Annotated in this window: 1 protein-coding gene; it reads left to right on the forward strand. The window is 44.4% G+C overall.

Going from position 1 to position 354, the window contains the following annotated elements; translation table 11 throughout:
* Positions 1-36 precede the first annotated feature (36 nt).
* A partial coding sequence (locus AAEY62_RS20940; RefSeq protein ID WP_350636234.1) for an ABC transporter permease occupies positions 37-354 on the forward strand: 318 nt, incomplete at its 3' end.

Consider the following 354-nt stretch of genomic DNA (forward strand, 5'->3'; position numbering starts at 1 on the left):
AACATATGCAGATGAGTTGCTTGGAGAGAATAAATGATGTTGAATTTTCTGCAAAAAATAGGGCATAAAACACTAGGTCGTTTTGCAGCGCTAGGGCGCTCAGCGAACATGTTATTTGGTGCACTTGTGCACATACCTAACTTTAAAAAAGGCACCCCCTTACTCATTCGCCAGCTTTATATGGTGGGCTCACAATCGTTGCTCATTATTGTGGTGTCGGGGTTGTTTATTGGCATGGTATTAGCGCTGCAAGGCTATACAGTGCTGGTTGGTTATGGTGCAGAGGATAGCTTAGGCCCTTTAGTTGCGCTGAGTTTGCTCAGAGAATTAGGTCCTGTGGTTACTGCATTGCTA

The organism is Pseudoalteromonas sp. GW168-MNA-CIBAN-0100 (assembly GCF_040309225.1).
GTDB lineage: Bacteria > Pseudomonadota > Gammaproteobacteria > Enterobacterales > Alteromonadaceae > Pseudoalteromonas > Pseudoalteromonas arctica.